Source organism: Bifidobacterium pullorum subsp. gallinarum (genome assembly GCF_000741215.1).
Lineage (GTDB): Bacteria > Actinomycetota > Actinomycetes > Actinomycetales > Bifidobacteriaceae > Bifidobacterium > Bifidobacterium pullorum_B.
This window is the reverse complement of sequence record NZ_JGYX01000001.1, coordinates 163,353-179,143: the sequence shown is the minus strand read 5'-3', so window position 1 is coordinate 179,143 and position 15,791 is coordinate 163,353. Positions and strand designations below refer to the sequence as shown.

Sequence of the window (15,791 nt, the reverse complement as noted above, 5' to 3'; positions counted from 1 at the left end):
TGTAAGTGTGCACCTCACAACACACCTTGTTCCATATTAGAGTGTTTTTCCTCCGTCCGCGCGACATTTCACAAAAAACTGTCGTTTTCTTGTCCGATGAGGTGTCAGAACGCCCAATCATCGGGCTCGATGCCCTGCGGTCCCACATACTCGCCGTTCGGCACGTAACTGGGGCGTCCCTGGTCCTCCAGCGTGGCGTCGGCGAACATGATGACGTTCTGTCCGAACGTCCAGTCGCCCCGCACCGTCACCGAATTCGCGGCGGCCAACGACGGCACCGAATACGGGAACCGTTCGTTGAAATCGTTGATGTTCTTGTAGTAGCGCGGGTCGAGGTCCACATTCGGGAAGATGTAGTTGCCGTCCTCCATCTCGTAGGAGTCGGTCAGGTGGAACCGGTCCGAGCGCATGATGAACAGGTCGTTCGTGGTCTTGACCGGCAGGAACCGCATGCGGTCCACCTGCACGCAGATGGCGCCGTCGAACAGGCTGATGGCCGCGCCCATCGCGGTTTCCAGCTGCACGACCTTCTGCGTATTGGCATCGGTGGGATCGACGGTTTTGAAGTTGCGGATCACCGGCAGCGGCAGCACGCCGTCGTACTCGGCGAGCTTGGCCTTGAGCGCGTCGATGCGCACCCAGATGCTGTTGGTGTTGAAATACGGGTGCTTGGCGATATCCTGCGCGTCCGCCTTGTCGTCCGGATGCACCTGGCTCATCTCGCGCAGCAGCAGACGGCCGGTGGCCTTGTCGCGCACGATGTGCCCGCCCTTGCGGTCGGCGTAGGTGCGGGTGGCCACCTCCACCATGAACGGCGCGCCCGTGTTCTCGAAGTGCTGGGCCAGCGTGCGTGAGGGGCGCGCGCCCAGGTTGTCGGAGTTGGAGATGAACAGGTACTTGAACCCCTGCTCCTCCAGGATGTCCAGCAGACCGGACTCCCAGATCGTGGAATACAGGTCGCCGTGGCCCGGCGGGCACCATTCCAAATCGGGGTTCTCCGAGAACTCCACCGGCTCGCCGGTTTCAGCCACGATCTTCGGCTCGACGTGCTGGATGATCTCCATCGGCACATCGTCCTGCGTGAAGCGGCGGTTGGCCTTGAGCACCTTCATCGTGTCCTCGGAGGTGCGGAACGAGTTCATCAGCGTCAGCGGCAGACGGACGTTGAGCCTGGTGCGGGCTGTGACCACCTGGCCGATGATGATGTCGATGAACCGCATCTGCTTGGCCTTGTGGCGGCGCACCGGCAGCAGCGACTTGGCGCATTCCAGGCCCATGGACGTGCCCAGGCCGCCGTTGAGCTTGAGGAACGCGGTCTTGGCGAAGGCGCCGACCGCCTTGTCATGGTCGATGGTCTTGTAGACGTCATGGAAGCTGGGCACGCCGGTCAGCGGCTCCACGTCCTCCTCGCGGATCCAGCTGCTGGCCTCCTCGTTTCGCCAGACGTCATACAGCCGCTTGAACTGGGCGACCGCCGTGTCGCTCATGCCGTGGGCCTTCATCTTCTCGGCCGAATGCTCGAATACGTCGCTCACGTCCCTACCCTTTCCTTCAGACTTCGACGCCGTCGCGCGTGAACCAATATCTCACGCGGACCGTGTGTCACGTGGGCCAATATCTCAACAGTCTAGCGTCACTACGGGGGTATGGACGTGTTCCTACGCCCATACCCGGTGAACAATCGGTGAAGAGCCTGCGGATGCGTGCGGTGGCGGGGTGTCTCGGGCGGGGATAACTGTCGGCAGCAAGCAAAAGGGCGGAAACCTGATGGTTTCCGCCCTAATTGTCGGGCCGGCGGGACTTGAACCCGCGACCCCTTGACCCCCAGTCAAGTGCGCTACCAAGCTGCGCTACGGCCCGAACTGTGCTTTCGCACAAGAGGACAGTTTACCACGAAACACGCGTAAACCAAATCGTGGCGCGTCGCGCAGTCTTGGGGCTACTTGCGGCGCTTCTTCTCGCGGATGTTCACCGAGATCTGGATCGGGGTGCCCTCGAAGCCGAACTCCTCGCGCAGCGAGCGTTCCAGATACCGGCGGTAGCCGTGCTCCAGAAACCCGGTGGCGAAGATCACGAACCGCGGCGGGCGGTTCGAGGCCTGCGTGGCGAACAGGATGCGCGGCTGCTTGCCGCCACGCAGCGGATGCGGGTGCGCGGCCTGCACGCGGCCCAGGAACGCGTTGAGCTTGCCGGTGGGCACGCGCTGGTCCCAGGACTCCAGCGCCTTGCGCATGGCCGAGGCCAGACGGTTGGTATGCCAGCCGGTCTTGGCCGACAGGTTCACGCGCTGCGCCCAGGTCACGCGGTCGAATTCGGTGATCCACAGGCGTTCCAGACGCTGCTTGTCGAACTCGTCCATCGCGTCCCACTTGTTGAACACCAGCACGATTGCACGTCCGGCGTCCACGGCCTGGCTCATGACCTTCAGATCCTGATCGGAGATCGGCTGCGAGGCGTCGAACAGCACCAGCGCCAGCTCGGCGCGCTCGATGGCGGCCTGCGTGCGCAGCGACGAATAGTAGTCGGCGCCCGATACCTTGTGCAGACGGCGCTTGATGCCGGCCGTATCGATGAACAGCCAGTCCTCGCCGTCCACGTTCACGATCTCGTCGACCGGGTCGCGCGTGGTGCCGGCCATATCATGCACCACCGCGCGCTGCTCGTGCGCCAACTGGTTGAGCAGCGACGACTTGCCCACGTTCGGACGGCCCACCAGCGCCACACGGCGCAGATGCGAAGGCGTCAGGAAACCGGAGGTCTTCTCCGCCTTTTTCAGGTTGTCGAGCGCGGCGTCGAGCAGATCGCCCACTCCCCTGCCGTGCATGGCGGAGATCGGGTACGGCTCGCCCAGACCGAGCTTCCAGAACTCGGCGGCCATGTATTCGCTCTCGCGGTCGTCGACCTTGTTCACGGCCAGCGTCACCGGCTTGCCGGAGGCGCGCAGCATCTTCACGATGCGTTCGTCGGTGGCGGTCATGCCCACCTGCCCGTCGACCACCAGCACCACGGCGTCGGCCAGCTGCACGGCGATCTGCGCCTGCGAGGCGATCGCGGAGTCGATGCCTTCCACGTCGGCCTCCCAGCCGCCGGTATCGACCAACTTGAAATCGGTGCCCGCCCACTCGGCGTCGTAGCTGACGCGGTCGCGGGTCACGCCCGGCGTATCCTCCACCACGGCGGCGCGGCGGCCGAGCACGCGGTTGACCAGCGTGGACTTGCCCACGTTCGGACGGCCCACAATCGCCAGCACGCCCACGGCCTTCGGCGTGTACGTCTCCGAGCGGTCATCGAACGCGGAACCGTCGATCAGCGCCTCGTCGCCCTCATCCAACTCGTAGCCGGTCAGATTCGCGGCGTACCGCTCGTACTCCTGCTCCTCGATCGCATCCTCGACCATCCGCACGAGCACGGCCAGCGTCTCGTCGAAATCCATATCGGAATTGTCAACGGTGATCACGCCGTCGGCGGCCTCCAGGAAACTGGTCACCTTCGAATCGGCGCGGTCGCGGGCGGCGACGTCCTCCCCACCCACGCCCTTGACGGCCTGGCCGGTGCGGCGGGCCTGACGCACCTCCTCACGCGCGGTGAGCAGCACGCGCACCTCGGCGTCGGGCGCCACCACGGTGGTGATGTCACGGCCCTCGGCCACGATGCCCGCACCGCCGGAGAACGAATCCTCGGCGGCCTCGCGCGCGATGTAGGCGCGCTGGGCGGCGATCAGCACATGGCGCACCGGGATGATGTTCGAGACCTTGGAGACGTGCGAGGAGACCTCGGAGGCGCGAATCGCGTCGCTGATATCCTCGCCGTCGGCCAGCACCTTGGGATCGGCCGGATCGACGCTGATGTCGAAATGCCCCTCGGTGAAGAACTCGCCCACCGTCTCGGTGACCAGCTGCTCATCGACCTGCTCGGCGTCCAGGTCGATGCCCTGTTTCATGCACCACCAGGCGCAGGCGCGGTACATCGCGCCCGTATCCAGGTAGGCGAACCCGAAATGCCGGGCCAGCGCCTTGGACGTGGACGATTTGCCGACCCCGGCGGGACCGTCAATGGCTACACGGATCACAGCCCGACCTCCTTGGACAGCGAACGGACCTCGGTCTGCGAAAGCACGCGGTACGAGCCGGGCTTGATGTCGCCCAGCTTGATCGGGCCGATCTGCGTGCGCACCAGACGCTTGACGGGGAAGCCGACGGCGCCGAAGATGCGGCGGACCACGCGGTTCTTACCCGAATGCAGCACCACCTTGACCAGCGTGGTGTCACGGCTGGAATCCAGGATGGCGCAATGGTCGAGCTTGATCCAGCCGTCGTCCAGCTGTACGCCCTGGGACACCAGACGGCGGCACACGGTGCCGCTGATCCGCCCCTCAAGCGTGGCGATATAGGTTTTGGCCACCTCATACTTGGGATGCATGACGTGCTGGCTCAGTTCGCCGTCGTTCGTCATGAGGATCAGGCCTTCGGAATCATAGTCGAGACGCCCCATATGGAAGATGCGCTCGTACTTGTCCCCCACGATGTCTCGCAGCGTGAACCGACCCTTGGGGTCGTCCATGGTGCTGAGCACCTTGCGGGGCTTGTTCAACGCGAGGGTGACATGGTTCGGGTTGATCCGGACCCGGGATCCGTCGACCCGGACCTGCTGCCTCTTGGGATCAACGCGGGTGCCGAGCTCGGTGACCAGTTCACCGTCGACCTCCACGCGTCCATCCAGGATGATCTCCTCGCATTTGCGTCGTGAACCGAATCCCGCCTGGGCCAACAGCTTCTGCAGACGGATCCCATCGGTGTTGTCATGCGCCTTGGCGGCGCGGGAATATGCGTGTGGCATCGTTCTCCCAACGTGGCCGGAATATGGACGGAATCATCGTACACGTAGACGCAGACGTCGGAATGGCGAACCGGTACGGTTGTTTTCCGGATTCTGCTGGTACTATGACACTCGTTCGGCGGGCTTGAACCCGCGCCATATGACAAATGAAGGAATGTGAGTTATGACTGCTGCGGAAGCGACACAGTCCCGTACCTCCGTCAACACGTTGCCGATCGTGTTGCGCACGGGCGGCGAATTGGTGGGCAGTTTTCTGATCTGCCTCGGTATCTATTTGTTCAGCACCATTGATTTGACGTTGTATGGCCCGTCGTACCTGCCCTTTATCGCGATTGCGACCGGTCTGATCTATGCCGCGGTGACGATGATGCTGGGCGGGGTGTGCGGCTGCCAGTTCAACCCCGCCATCACCGTGGCTGCGATGCTGGTGTCAAAGACCCGTGTATTAGAGGGTGTGCTGGCTATTGTGGCCCAGGTGCTGGGTGGTGTGGCGGCCGGTGCGGTGACGATGAAGGTCATGCTGCCGACATCGGATGCGGTGACGGTGGACCAATGGATGCTCTATGTGAATAACGGGTTCGATGACGGTTCGCTCTTGTACGGGCAGCTGAATCAGTCCGGGGTGTCGTTCGGCATCGCCGCGATCATCATCGAGGTCGTCGCGGGACTGGTTATCGTCGGTACGGCGATGCGGATGACCGATGATCGGGGCGTTCCCCGTCCCGGCTATGCGTTGGCGATGGGCGTGGCGTATGGCGCATGCGCCGCGGTGGCCGCGCCGGTGACCGGCGCCGCGTTGAATCCGGTGCGTTCCACTGGTATTGCGGTGTTCTCAGCCGCTGAAAACCTGACGCAGAACCCGCTGGATCAGCTGTGGGTGTTCTGGATCTGCCCGGTTCTGGCCGCCGCGTTGGTGGCGCTGCCGATGATCGTGGTGCAGATGGTGCGCGGTTCGCAGACCAGCCGCATCGCGATCGTGGACGCGGACGACCGGAGCGATGCCGGGACGGAATCGGAGAGCGAATCCGAGACCTCGGTTGAGGATGTGACCGATGCCGATGAGGATGCCTCCGATGAGGATGCCTCCGCCGCGGATGACATGCCGGAATCAGCCGATGAGCATGCCGATGCTGAAGTAGGTGGCCAGCAGACCGACGCCCAGGGCGATGCCGATGAAGGAGTCGAATCCCACTGACCTCACCTTCCACGGGCTGCGGTCCCGCAGCGCCAACCGGATGATGCCGGTTACGATGGCCGTCACGGCGATGATCACCGTGGCGGCCATCGTGTATCCGAGGAATGCGACGACGGCGGAGACCACGACCAAAATGGCGACGGCCCATTCGAACGCCGGTTTGCCCTCATGCTCTTCGGAAACCCTGGGGTGTTCTGCCATCGGTGCTCCTCGTCGGTCGTCCGTCAATACGTATCAATACCTCAACCAATATACACGCGCTGCATGGCAGGCGGGTATGCGAAGGGCCCTGGACGGGTATCGACCCGGTCCAAGGCCCTTCACGCAATCGGCGATGCGTGCGTACCGATCAGTGGAAGAAGTGGCGGGTGCCGGTGACGTACATCGTCACGCCGGCCTTGCGCGCCGCCTCGAACACCTCTTCGTCGCGAATCGATCCGCCGGGCTGCACGATGGCCTTCACACCGGCGTTGATGAGGATCTCGGCGCCGTCGGCGAACGGGAAGAACGCGTCGGAGGCCGCCACCGAACCGGTGGCGCGGTCGGCGCCGTCAGCCAGCGTGTTGGCGCGTTCCACGGCCAGGTTGCAGGAGTCGACGCGGTTGACCTGGCCCATGCCGATGCCCACGGTGGCGCTGTCGTGCGCCAGCAGGATGGCGTTGGACTTCACGCAGCGCACGGCGCGCCAGGCGAACTCCAGATCCTTCAGCGTCTCGGCGTCCGCGGGTTCGCCGGAAACCAGCTTCCATGCGTTCGGGTCGTCGCCGGTGGCGTCGATCAGATCGGTGGACTGCACGAGCAGCCCGCCGTCGATGGCACGGAACTGGGTCTTGGCCTTCGGCGGTTCGGTGACCTTGAGGATGCGCAGGTTCTTCTTCTTGGTCTGCAGCAGCTCCAGCGCCTCCGGCTCGTAATCGGGGGCGACGATGACCTCGGTGAAGATCGGGCGGACGCCTTCCGCCATCTCAAGCGTCACCGTGGAGTTCGCGGCGATCACACCGCCGTAGGCGCTCATCGGATCGCAGGCATGCGCCTTGCGATGCGCCTCGGCCACGGTGCCGCCGACGGCCAGGCCGCACGGGTTGTTGTGCTTGACCACGGCCACGGCGATCTGCGGGGCGAAATCCCACACCGCACGCCATGCCGCGTCGGCGTCCACGTAGTTGTTGTAGCTCATCGGCTTGCCGCCGAGCTGTTCGGCGTGGGCGAAGCCGTGCTGGTTCAGCGGATCGAGATACAGCGCCGCCTGCTGGTGCGGGTTCTCGCCGTAGCGCAACACATGGGCGCGGTCCCAGGTGCGGGTGAACGTGGCCGGGAACTTGGCCTCGTCCACGGGCGTTACGTCATCGGCCTGCGCGGTGTCGACGCTGGCCGGCTTCGGCCAATGCTTGGCGGTCCACTCGTTGATGGTGGCATCGTATGCCGCGGTGTGCGCGAACGCCTTGGCTGCAAGCCAGCGGCGCTCCTCCAACGAGAAGCCGGTGCCGTCGGCCACACGGGCGGCGACCAGGGCGTAATCCGCCGGATCGGTCACGATCGCCACGGTGGCGTTGTTCTTGGCCGCGCCACGCACCATGGAGGGGCCGCCGATGTCGATCTTCTCGATCGTCGCCGCCTCGTCGGCGCCGGAACGCACGGTGTCGGCGAACGGATACAGGTTCACCACCACCAGGTCGAACGGCTTGATGCCGAGCTGCTCCAGCTGGGCGGCATGATCCGGATTGGTCATATCCGCCAGGATGCCGGCATGGATATGCGGATCCAGGGTCTTGACGCGACCGTCAAGGCTTTCGGGGAAGCCGGTGACTTCGGACACCTCGATGACCGGCACGCCAAGCTCGGCAAGACGGTGCGCCGTGGAACCCGTGGACACCACCTCGGTGCCCGCTTCAATGAAGGCCTTGGCCAGAACCTCGATGCCTTCCTTGTGGAAGACCGATACCAGCGCACGCCTAATCGGCCGATTCGTTGTTGTCACCCTGTTCCTCCTTCGCTTGATGCGTTGAATTCACCACACGGGGTGTAATGGCGGATTCATGATTGGTCACGCCGTCATGCGGCTGTGAAATCCTTTCCCGGCGTTGACCGGTGTGGCGCTCCCGAGCCCAGCGTATCCCGAAAACCGCGTAGACGCCAACCAACACCAGCAGCCAGGCGGTGAACAGACCCACCAGCGTGGCTTGGCCGATGATGCGCGTGGATTGCATCACATCCACACCGACATGGCTGAGCCGCTGATGCCCCAACGCGCCGTTGGAGCAGGCGAACAGCGCGGCGAACGCCACCGATACCATGGCTGCGGTGAGACATAGCGCCACCGCGGAGCAGATGAAGTCCTTCGCGATCGAACGATGGTCGTATTCCTGGAAGGTGCGGGGTATGCCGATGCCGAAGCACCGGGGCAGCAGCATAACCGTCAGTCCGGCGATCAACCCGATGACCAGCGGCAGCAGCATCAGCACGATCCTCAGCGGATCGTTATCGACGGCGTCGGGGAACACGCCGAACACAGGAACGGCCGGAAGCCCATCGGATCGGCTGACCCACAGGGTGAACGTGGCCACATCGCCGACGGAGAACCCGCCGCCGAACACCCAGGACAGTCCCCACAGGCACAGGTTCGGCAGCCAGACGACGCAGGCTATGGTGGTCAGGATTCGCGACCCGATCTGCATATCGGCCAGTGAGAACAATTCCGCCACGGTGCCGTGGTTGCGGATGGCCCACACCAGAACCGTTCCGGTGCCCAGGATGAGATAGATCGCGATGATGATGGCTCCGGTCGCGGCGGATACACGGCCGATGCGTCGAACCACGGCGCCGGTTAGGGCGCGATACCGTTCGGACAGGGATTCGCGTGTGGCGGGGGAACCGAATACCGCGGTGCCGAAGCCGAAGGTGAACACCGCCGCGGATTTCGCGAGCATCAGCCACCACGGGTCGATCAGAGTCGCCTCCACATTGCCCGCCATACCCGCCGTGATGGCCGTCCATGTGCATAGGCCGCCCAGGAAAACCGGCCAGCCGGTTCCCCATCGCAGGCACCAGGCACGGATCATGCCGATGATCAGCAACGTCAGCAGAAGCGGCGTGATCGTCAGGCGGAACGCGCCCCAGTCGAAGCCGATGCCCTGGGCGAGCAGCAGCGTGGTCTGCGCGAACGGCAGGGCGTGCACGGTCAGGTTCTCGCCGCCCTCCTCCATGGCGATCACCAGCAGCATCAGCGCCAGATAGAACCCGACGCCGGTCAGGGCAATGACCACCGTGACCGCCGAAACGGCGGCGCCTTTGCACAATCCCTTGACGACGCCGTTCATACGATGTGGCGTTCCTCCAGGATCTCACGCATGAATGCGGCGGCCTGACCAGGGGTGCGTCCGACTCGGATGCCGACCGCCTCAAGGGCTTCCTTCTTGTCCTGCGCCGTGCCCTTGCCTCCGGAGACGATGGCGCCGGCATGGCCCATCTGCTTGCCTTCGGGCGCGGTGAACCCCGCGATGTAGGCGACGATCGGCTTGGTCATATGCGTTGCGGCCCAAGCGGCGGCCTCCTGCTCGGCGGTCCCGCCGATCTCGCCGATCATGACCACGGCCCGGGTGTCCTCGTCGGCCTCGAACACCTTCAGCGCCTCCTGCAACGTGGTGCCGACGATTGGGTCGCCGCCCGCACCAAGACAGGCCGTGAAGCCGATATCGGACAGCTCCCCCATCAGCTGATAGGTCAGCGTGCCGGACTTGGACACCAGGCCCAGCGGGCCGCGGGGCACGATGCCGTCGGGGATGATGCCCAGGTTCACGCCATGACCATCCGGCGTGGACGGCAGGGTGATGAGCCCCGGGCAATTCGGCCCGACGATGCGCACCCCGTGCTGCAGGGCGAGTTCGACGCAGTACGCCGAATCCGCGACGGGAATGCCTTCGGTGATGACGACGATCAGTTCGATGCCCGCCTCGATGGCCTCCACGATGGCGTCCTTGGCGAAACGGGGCGGCACGAATACCACGCTGGCCTTGGCGCCGGTGGCGGTGCGGGCGTCCGCACAGGTGGCGTACACCGGAATCTGCGCATCCGCGCCCTGTCGTGCGCCGGGGAAGGTGACCGCGGTGCCGGCCTTGCGCGGGTTGACGCCGCCCACGATGTTGGTACCGGCCTTGAGCATGCGGGCGGTGTGCGTCATGCCCTGATGCCCGGTCATGCCCTGGACGATGACCGGGGCGTTGTCTTCGATGAACGTGCTCATGCCTGTCCCTCCTTGACGTCGGCGGCGATACGGGCGGCGAGCTGGGCCGCCTCCTCCATGGTGGTGCACACGTGGATGTTGGGGTTGCGGGACTCCGCAAGGATCCGCAGGCCTTCGGCCGCGGCGTTGCCGTCGAACCTGACCACGATGGGCTTGGAGCCCTCCAATACGTCGATGGCCTCCAGGATGCCCTCGGCCACCTGCTCGCAGGAGGTGATGCCGCCGTAGACGTTGATGAACACCGACTCCACCTGGGGGTCGGAGAGCACGATCTGCAGGCTTTCCTTCATGACCTCCGCCGAGGCGCCACCGCCGATGTCGAGGAAGTTCGCCGGCTTGATGCCGGTGCCCTGGTCCTCGCCGGCCCCGGAGACCGCATCGAGCGAGCTCATCACCAGTCCCGCGCCATTGCCGATGACGCCGACCTCGCCGTGCAGGTGCACGTAGTGCAGCCCGTGCTCGTTGGCCCGGCGCTCGAACGGATCCTCGTGGACGGGGTCCTCGAACCGCCGCCAACCGTCATGGCGGAACGCGGCGTTGCCGTCCAGCGAGATCTTGGCGTCCAACGCGCACAGCGACTTGGATGACTCATCGTCGGGATCGCCGATCTTGGCCAACGGGTTGATCTCCACCAACGTGGCGTCGTTGTCCTTGAAACAGCGCCACATCTTGAGTAGGATCTGCGCGGCCTGCTCCACGTCGGCGTGGTAGAAGCCGATGGCGTTCGCCATCCGCCGCGCCGCCTCGATGTCGAAGTCCTCCAGCGAGGTGATATGCAGGCGCTTGACGGCTTCGGGATGCTCCTTGGCGATCTCCTCCACTTCCGTGCCGCCGTTAGCGGTGGCCAGCACGTCGAAATCACGGGAGGAGCGGTCCACGGAGATCGACACGTAATACTCGTGCAGGATGTTCTTGGCTTCCGCCACCAGCACGCCGTGGACCTTGTGCCCGTGGATGGTCATCGGCAGGATCTGCTCGGCGGCCAGCACGGCTTCATCACGGGTACGGGCGAGCTTGACGCCGCCGGCCTGGCCGCGGTGCCCGATCTTGACCTGGGCCTTCACCACGCACGGATAGCCCAGTGCGTCGGCCGCCTCGGCGACCTCATGGGAGTTCTGCGCGAAGATGGCGCGCGGCGTCGGGATCCCCTGCTCGTCCAGCAGCTCCCTGGCTTGATATTCGTAAAGATCCATCAGGCTTTCCCTCTTCGATGGTGATTGATACGTTGACGTTCAGGCCGGCATGGTGACCAGCGTGCTCAGCGGGTATCCCGCCAGCACGTCGGTTCCGGACAGTCCTTCGAGTTCCATGACAAAGCTGAATCCCACCACGGTGCCGCCGCACTTCTCGATGAGGTCGGCGGCCGCCTTGGCGGTGCCGCCGGTGGCGATCAGGTCATCCACCACCAGCACACGATCGCCCGGTTTGACGGCCGAGGTCTCGATCTCGATGCTGGCCGTGCCGTATTCGAGCGCATAGTCCTCATGCACGGTTTCCGGCGGCAGCTTGCCGGCCTTGCGCACCGCGACGAACCCCTTGCCCAGACGTGCGGCCAGCGCGGGGCCGAACAGGAATCCACGGGCCTCCAGGCCCGCCACGGCGTCGAACTGATCGGCGGGAACCGGCAGCGCGGCCTCCAGGGCGTCCATCAGGATGCTCAGGCCCCTGGCGTCGGCAAGCACGGGCATGAAGTCGCGGAAGATGATGCCTTCCTTGGGGAAACCGGGGATGGAACGAATCAGGGACATCACATGGTCCGCGTTCTCCTCTCCCACCAGTGCCAGTCGGTTGATGCGAATATCCGATTGCGCGGCCATGCGATGTCCCTGCCTTTCTTGATTTGTCCGAATTGCCGTGTGCGGTGCTACTTCGACTCGGTGTCGGCGGTGTCGCCGGCTTCGGAGGTCTCGATGACCTCGGCGGGTTCCGGGGCCGTCTCGATGGCGTCGTCCATTGGCACCTGACCCTGCTCGTCATCCTGCGGCAGCGGGTTGCCGTTCTCGTCCACCTCGTCGTCATGCACGAACGCCGGACGGGTGTACTCGCGGCTGATGGCGTTGAAGCCGAAACGCAGCAGCGATCCCTCGGAGTCGATGACGATCTCCTCATACTCGACATCGACCGACACCACCTTGCCGATGATGCCGCCGATGGTGATGATCTCGGTGCCCGGCTGCAGGCTCTCGCGGAAGTCCTTGCGCTCCTGCTGCTGCTGCTTGGCCTTGCGGGACTGCCACCACATCATGGCGATCAGGGCGACAAGAATGACGATCATAAGCACGAAATCCACGAATATCTCCTTACGAGTGCCGGCGCGAGCGCCGCTACATTGTCCAAAACTCAGATTTTAGAATAGCTTGCTGACATCATCCTGAGGCTTGAGGCCCAGATGTTCCCAGGCCTTGGCGGTGGCCACGCGCCCCTTCGGCGTGCGGATCAGGAAGCCCTCGCGCACCAGATATGGCTCGCAGACCGTCTCCACGGTTTCGGACTCCTCGCCCACCATGGCCGAGAGGTTGTTCAGGCCCACGGGGCCGCCGTTGAAATGACAGACGATGGCGTTCAGCACGGCGATATCGAGCCGGTCCAGTCCCTCGGTGTCGATCTGGTACAGCGCCAGCGCCTCGCACACGTCATCCGGCTGCACGGCGGACAGATTGTGCACGATGGCCCAATCCCGCACACGGCGCAGCAGCCGGTTGGCGATACGCGGCGTGCCGCGCGAACGCATGGCCAGCTGCACGGCGGAGCCCTCGGCCAGGTTGATGCCCAGCACGGCGGCGGAGCGTTCGATGAGCTTCTCCAGCTCCTCCTTGGGATAGAAGTCGAGGTGCGCGGTGAAGCCGAACCGGGCGCGCAGCGGAGAGGGCAGCATACCCTCGCGCGTGGTGGCGCCGATAACGGTGAAGCGCGGCAGCGTCAGCGGAATGGATGTGGCGCCTGGCCCCTTGCCGACCATGACGTCCACGCGGAAATCCTCCATGGCGATGTACAGCAGCTCCTCGGCGGCCCGCGGCAGACGGTGGATCTCGTCGATGAACAGCACCTCCCCGGCATCCAAGGAGCTGAGGATCGAGGCCAGGTCGCCCGCATGCTGGATGGCGGGTCCGGAGGTCACCCGGATCGGCACTGCAAGCTCGTTGGCCACGATCATGGCCAACGTGGTCTTGCCCAAGCCTGGAGGGCCGGCCAGCAGGATGTGGTCCGGCGGGACCTCGCGTTTGCGGGCGGCGTCCAGGAACAGCTGCAGCTGGGCCTTCAGCCGCGGCTGCCCGATGAAGCCGTCAAGGACGTGGGGGCGCAGCTCCTCGTCGCTGACGGGCTCGTTGCCGATCGGCGTGGCGGAGACCATGCGTAGGGACTCCTCGTTCACACCGCTGTTGTCGGTCTGCGCGAATGCGTGTTCTGCCATGTGACCGGTCACCTCACCTTCCGCGGTCCAGGGCGCTCAACGCGAGTTTGAGCACGCGGGGTATGTCCTGATTCGTCAGCGGCGTTTCGATATGCTCCTCCACGCAGACCTCATGCACGGCGTGCTCGGCGTCCTGCTGCCTCCACCCCAGCGACATCAGGCCTTCGACCACCTGCATCGAACCGGTGTCGACCTGCGCCGCCGCGGGTACGGACGACCCTTCGATCTGGCTCAGGTCGATCGACCCCTTGAGCTCCAGGATGATCTTCTGCGCGCCCTTCTTGCCCAGGCCCGGGGCCTTGGCCAGCGCGGCGGCGTCACCGTCCGCCACGGCGCGGGCCAGACGGTCGGGCGGCAGTGTGGACAGCAGCGACAGCGCCACCTTGGGGCCGATGCCGCTGACCTTCTGCAGCTGCAGGAACATGCGCTTGGACGCCTGCGTCAGAAACCCGTACAGCGTCACGGCATCCTGGGACACGTTGAGCGAGGTGAACACGCGGGTCTCCTGCCCGGCGTGCAGGGCCGACAGGTCGGCGGCGGGCATGCGCACCTCATAGCCCACTCCCCCCACGCTGATCAGCGCGGCATCGGCGTCCACCGATTCCACATGGCCGTTGAGCAAGCCGATCATCATTCACCTCCGGCGGGTCGATAGTCGAACATCCGTTCGACAGTGTACAGGTCGCGTCGGACGCCGTGGCGACCTGCGGACACTGACGCATCGTGACGTTGATGCGTCGTGACGCTGGCGCATCGTCTACATGTCGCGTCGGGCGCCGTGGCGACGGGTCGCCTGCTGGCTGGCTTCGGCCCACCGACGTTGCGCCGGCGTCAGATGCTGTTCGCGTTCGCCGCCCTGCAGGGCGCCCTGCGGCCTCAGTGCATGGCAGATGGCCACGCTGAGCGCGTCGGCGGCATCCGCGGGCTGCGGCAGCGTGTTCAGCCCCAGGACGCGGGCCACCATGCGCTCCACCTGGATCTTCTCGGCCTTGCCGTTGCCGGTGATCGCCAGCTTGGCCTCGGTCGGCGTGTGCAACGCCACGGGGATGCCCCGCTGCGCCGCGGCCAGCATGGCCAGCCCCGCGGCCTGCGCGGTGCCGAGCACGGTGTTGCGGTTCTCCTGCGCGAACACGCGTTCAATCGACACCATGTCCGGCGCGAAGCGTTCGATCTTCTCCACCAGGCCGTTGTAGATGGCCAGCAGCCGCAGATCCTGCGAAAGCTTCGGGTCGGAACGGACCACATCCACGTGGATAAAGGAAAGCCGGCGGGTCACGCCGGCTTCGATCACGCCGACCCCGCAGCGGGTGAGCCCGGGGTCGACGCCCATGATGATCACGCGCGGATCACTCCTCGTCGAGCTGGGCCATGACCTCGTCGGAGGCGGTCCAGTTGCTGTAGATGTTCTGCACGTCGTCCAGGTCGTCCAGGTTGTCGATGAGCTTGGAGACCTTGCGGGCGTCCTCGAGGCTCAGCTCGACCTCGTTCTTCGGGCTCTGCACGAGATCAGCGGAGTCGTAGTCGATGCCGGCGTCCTGCAGGGCCTTGCGGACGGTGACCAGATCGCCCGGCTCGGTGATGACGGTGAACACCTCGCCGTCATCGGCCACGTCGTCGGCACCGGCCTCGGCCGCGATCTCGAACAGGTTGTCGTAGTCCACGCCCTCGGACGGCACCACGATCTGGCCCTTGCGCTCGAAGTTGAAGCTCACGGAACCGGTGGTGGCCAGCGAACCGCCGCCCTTGGACAGGGTGGAGCGCACGTCGGCGGCCGCACGGTTGCGGTTGTCGGTCAGGCACTCGATGATCAGGCCCACGCCGGCCGGCGCGTACCCCTCGTACACGATCTCCTCGTAGTTGGCGCCGCCGGCTTCCTCACCGGAGCCGCGCTTGACGGCGCGCTTGATGTTGTCGGCCGGCATCGAGGCCTTCTTGGCCTTGACGATCGCATCGTACAGGGTCGGGTTGCCGTCCGGATCGCCGCCGCCCAGACGGGCCGCGATCTCGATGTTCTTGATGAGCTTGGCGAACAGCTTGCCGCGCTTGGCGTCGATGGCGGCCTTCTTGTGCTTGGTGGTCGCCCACTTGGAATGACCTGACATAATGCT

General features: G+C 65.0%; 15 protein-coding genes and 1 tRNA gene. 1 reads left to right on the top strand and 15 read right to left on the bottom strand.

Annotated elements, in window-relative coordinates:
* Nucleotides 1–104: 104 nt before the first annotated feature.
* The 4 genes from BIGA_RS00800 to BIGA_RS00785 form a co-directional block, all read right to left on the bottom strand.
* Nucleotides 105–1,502: a UTP--glucose-1-phosphate uridylyltransferase gene (locus tag BIGA_RS00800; protein WP_081929343.1), complete on the bottom strand. Its 1,398-nt coding sequence runs from the start codon at nucleotides 1,500–1,502 to the stop codon at nucleotides 105–107.
* A gap of 284 nt (nucleotides 1,503–1,786) precedes the next feature.
* Nucleotides 1,787–1,860: transfer RNA gene (locus BIGA_RS00795), tRNA-Pro, on the bottom strand.
* A gap of 79 nt (nucleotides 1,861–1,939) precedes the next feature.
* Nucleotides 1,940–4,069, bottom strand: coding sequence for a bifunctional cytidylate kinase/GTPase Der (gene der / locus BIGA_RS00790; RefSeq protein WP_033505680.1), 2,130 nt, complete (start codon nucleotides 4,067–4,069; stop codon nucleotides 1,940–1,942).
* Complete coding sequence (locus BIGA_RS00785) at nucleotides 4,066–4,836, bottom strand: pseudouridine synthase (protein WP_033505678.1); 771 nt, start codon at nucleotides 4,834–4,836, stop codon at nucleotides 4,066–4,068. The genes der and BIGA_RS00785 overlap by 4 nt, the downstream gene beginning before the upstream one ends.
* Before the next feature lie 163 nt (nucleotides 4,837–4,999).
* Here BIGA_RS00785 and BIGA_RS00780 point away from each other — a divergent pair, with 163 nt between their 5' ends.
* A complete protein-coding gene (locus BIGA_RS00780; protein WP_033505677.1) occupies nucleotides 5,000–6,031 on the top strand; it encodes an MIP/aquaporin family protein in 1,032 nt (343 codons plus the stop codon).
* Here BIGA_RS00780 and BIGA_RS09100 read toward each other — a convergent pair.
* From BIGA_RS09100 to BIGA_RS00725, 11 genes are all read right to left on the bottom strand, one after another.
* Complete coding sequence (locus BIGA_RS09100) at nucleotides 5,945–6,232, bottom strand: hypothetical protein (protein WP_033505675.1); 288 nt, start codon at nucleotides 6,230–6,232, stop codon at nucleotides 5,945–5,947. The two genes, BIGA_RS00780 and BIGA_RS09100, sit on opposite strands and share 87 nt — an antisense overlap.
* A 148-nt stretch (nucleotides 6,233–6,380) precedes the next feature.
* A complete protein-coding gene (gene purH / locus BIGA_RS00770; RefSeq protein WP_033505673.1) occupies nucleotides 6,381–8,009 on the bottom strand; it encodes a bifunctional phosphoribosylaminoimidazolecarboxamide formyltransferase/IMP cyclohydrolase in 1,629 nt (542 codons plus the stop codon).
* On the bottom strand, nucleotides 7,984–9,348 hold the full coding sequence (locus BIGA_RS00765; RefSeq protein ID WP_033505671.1) for a cell division protein PerM: 1,365 nt from the start codon (nucleotides 9,346–9,348) through the stop codon (nucleotides 7,984–7,986). Before BIGA_RS00765 ends, purH begins: the two co-directional genes overlap by 26 nt.
* A complete protein-coding gene (gene sucD / locus BIGA_RS00760; protein WP_033505669.1) occupies nucleotides 9,345–10,271 on the bottom strand; it encodes a succinate--CoA ligase subunit alpha in 927 nt (308 codons plus the stop codon). Before sucD ends, BIGA_RS00765 begins: the two co-directional genes overlap by 4 nt.
* Nucleotides 10,268–11,464 (bottom strand): ADP-forming succinate--CoA ligase subunit beta, encoded by a 1,197-nt coding sequence (gene sucC, locus BIGA_RS00755; protein WP_033505668.1) that lies wholly within the window; start codon nucleotides 11,462–11,464, stop codon nucleotides 10,268–10,270. The genes sucD and sucC overlap by 4 nt, the downstream gene beginning before the upstream one ends.
* Nucleotides 11,465–11,503: 39 nt before the next feature.
* Complete coding sequence (locus tag BIGA_RS00750; RefSeq protein ID WP_033505666.1) at nucleotides 11,504–12,088, bottom strand: adenine phosphoribosyltransferase; 585 nt, start codon at nucleotides 12,086–12,088, stop codon at nucleotides 11,504–11,506.
* A 47-nt stretch (nucleotides 12,089–12,135) separates the two neighbouring features.
* Nucleotides 12,136–12,546 carry a preprotein translocase subunit YajC gene (gene yajC, locus BIGA_RS00745; protein WP_033505912.1) on the bottom strand — a complete coding sequence of 137 codons (411 nt, stop codon included), beginning with the start codon at nucleotides 12,544–12,546 and terminating at the stop codon, nucleotides 12,136–12,138.
* Nucleotides 12,547–12,618: 72 nt separating this feature from the next.
* The gene (gene ruvB / locus BIGA_RS00740; RefSeq protein WP_033505910.1) at nucleotides 12,619–13,683 is read right to left on the bottom strand and encodes a Holliday junction branch migration DNA helicase RuvB; all 1,065 of its coding nucleotides are present in this window, start codon (nucleotides 13,681–13,683) and stop codon (nucleotides 12,619–12,621) included.
* Nucleotides 13,684–13,696: 13 nt separating this feature from the next.
* Nucleotides 13,697–14,314 carry a Holliday junction branch migration protein RuvA gene (gene ruvA, locus BIGA_RS00735; RefSeq protein WP_033505664.1) on the bottom strand — a complete coding sequence of 206 codons (618 nt, stop codon included), beginning with the start codon at nucleotides 14,312–14,314 and terminating at the stop codon, nucleotides 13,697–13,699.
* Nucleotides 14,315–14,440: 126 nt separating this feature from the next.
* The gene (gene ruvC, locus BIGA_RS00730; protein WP_033505663.1) at nucleotides 14,441–15,022 is read right to left on the bottom strand and encodes a crossover junction endodeoxyribonuclease RuvC; all 582 of its coding nucleotides are present in this window, start codon (nucleotides 15,020–15,022) and stop codon (nucleotides 14,441–14,443) included.
* Between the two features lie 7 nt (nucleotides 15,023–15,029).
* On the bottom strand, nucleotides 15,030–15,785 hold the full coding sequence (locus tag BIGA_RS00725; protein WP_033505662.1) for a YebC/PmpR family DNA-binding transcriptional regulator: 756 nt from the start codon (nucleotides 15,783–15,785) through the stop codon (nucleotides 15,030–15,032).
* Between the last annotated feature and the right edge of the window lie 6 nt (nucleotides 15,786–15,791).

Bases quoted from the DNA above. Each gene is read 5' to 3' on its own strand.
- BIGA_RS00725 (WP_033505662.1), bottom strand. From the start codon at position 15,785: ATGTCAGGTCATTCCAAGTGGGCGACCACCAAGCACAAGAAGGCCGCC.
- yajC (WP_033505912.1), bottom strand. From the start codon at position 12,546: ATGATCGTCATTCTTGTCGCCCTGATCGCCATGATGTGGTGGCAGTCC.
- BIGA_RS00765 (WP_033505671.1), bottom strand. From the start codon at position 9,348: ATGAACGGCGTCGTCAAGGGATTGTGCAAAGGCGCCGCCGTTTCGGCG.
- ruvA (WP_033505664.1), bottom strand. From the start codon at position 14,314: ATGATCGGCTTGCTCAACGGCCATGTGGAATCGGTGGACGCCGATGCC.
- sucD (WP_033505669.1), bottom strand. From the start codon at position 10,271: ATGAGCACGTTCATCGAAGACAACGCCCCGGTCATCGTCCAGGGCATG.
- BIGA_RS09100 (WP_033505675.1), bottom strand. From the start codon at position 6,232: ATGGCAGAACACCCCAGGGTTTCCGAAGAGCATGAGGGCAAACCGGCG.
- sucC (WP_033505668.1), bottom strand. From the start codon at position 11,464: ATGGATCTTTACGAATATCAAGCCAGGGAGCTGCTGGACGAGCAGGGG.
- BIGA_RS00780 (WP_033505677.1), top strand. From the start codon at position 5,000: ATGACTGCTGCGGAAGCGACACAGTCCCGTACCTCCGTCAACACGTTG.
- BIGA_RS00785 (WP_033505678.1), bottom strand. From the start codon at position 4,836: ATGCCACACGCATATTCCCGCGCCGCCAAGGCGCATGACAACACCGAT.
- BIGA_RS00750 (WP_033505666.1), bottom strand. From the start codon at position 12,088: ATGGCCGCGCAATCGGATATTCGCATCAACCGACTGGCACTGGTGGGA.
- BIGA_RS00800 (WP_081929343.1), bottom strand. From the start codon at position 1,502: ATGAAGGCCCACGGCATGAGCGACACGGCGGTCGCCCAGTTCAAGCGG.
- ruvB (WP_033505910.1), bottom strand. From the start codon at position 13,683: ATGGCAGAACACGCATTCGCGCAGACCGACAACAGCGGTGTGAACGAG.